The sequence below is a fragment of the Bradyrhizobium sp. P5_C11_2 genome (genome assembly GCF_054049755.1).
On sequence record NZ_JBFULT010001068.1, the window covers coordinates 1 to 1,122 of the forward strand.

At 57.1% G+C, this 1,122-nt stretch carries 1 protein-coding gene; it reads right to left on the reverse strand.

What is annotated here, in order from left to right; genetic code table 11:
• Positions 1-388: 388 nt before the first annotated feature.
• Positions 389-1,072: a helix-turn-helix domain-containing protein gene (locus ACXJL8_RS41710; RefSeq protein WP_456624406.1), complete on the reverse strand. Its 684-nt coding sequence runs from the start codon at positions 1,070-1,072 to the stop codon at positions 389-391.
• Positions 1,073-1,122: the final 50 nt, after the last annotated feature.

Consider the following 1,122-nt stretch of genomic DNA (forward strand, 5'->3'; position numbering starts at 1 on the left):
CAAAGCTCGACGAAGGTCTCGTTGTATTTGCGGGCACGATCAATCCGCACGTCCCCAGGCAACTCATTCCGTCGGCACGCATCCAAGCCTGGCTTGTCGATGAACAATGGAACGCTGAGCGAGATACAGGTCTCGACGCGGAATAAGCACGTTGCCGAGCACATACACCGCTCTCAAGTGTTGCCATTTCGTTACGGGCTTAGGGTCTGATCGATCTTAGACTCATGGACGTTCGCAGCACTTCCTTCCTAAGAGCCCGCGTTATGAGAGCTCGCGTTTTCTGAACGAGAACCGTACTTCCGCGCAGATTGCAGATTGGAGGCCCCCCGGCATGGTACCGGGGCCTCTCAATTAAGAACGGCAGAGGGTCTTCGCTTCGACCCGGCTTTCAATTCTGACGATCGAGGCCGGCGAGTTGCTGCCGGTCCAACAGCACGATCTGGCGCTGGGTGGCACCGATGAAGCCGAGGATGCCAAGCTTGCGCAGATGCGATAACGCCCGCGAAACGGTTTCCAGCGTGAGTCCAAGGTAGTCCGCGATATCACGCCGTGACATTGGCAGTGCCAAAATGCCGGCGTCGGTGAGCCGCTTGTCCATCTCAAGGATGAAGGCCGCGACGCGCTCGATCGAGGTTTTGCGCCCAAGGAGCAGCATATGGTCTTCCGCATGCTTCAGATTGCTGGTGGTCCTGCGGAGCAGGTGCTTGGCCAGTGCGCCGTCACTGTCGGCAATTGCATCGAGACTCTGTCGCCGGATGAGGAGAACCGTCGTGTCCACGACGGCTTCTGCCGTAGAGCGGTGCACGCTTCCATTCTCCAGTCCGAAGATATCGCCGGAAACATGAAATGCGCCGATTTGCCGGCGGCCATCAGGAAGCAGCTTGTAGCTTCGTACTGCGCCTGACTTGACCTGATAGACATAATCGGCTGGTTCCTTCTCGCCGTAGATCTCGCTGCACCTCCGATAGGTAAGTTCGCTCAGGCTGACGATCAGATCGGTTTCGGTCGGTATCCCCAGTTCGCAAAGGGAGTGCGGATGAGGCAACGACACTGAGGTGATGTGCATCAGCATTGGACCCATTCCTTAATCTGGTGTTGATGGGCCTGTTAACCGTGCAATTG

Bases quoted from the DNA above. Each gene is read 5' to 3' on its own strand.
- ACXJL8_RS41710 (WP_456624406.1), bottom strand. From the start codon at position 1,072: ATGCTGATGCACATCACCTCAGTGTCGTTGCCTCATCCGCACTCCCTT.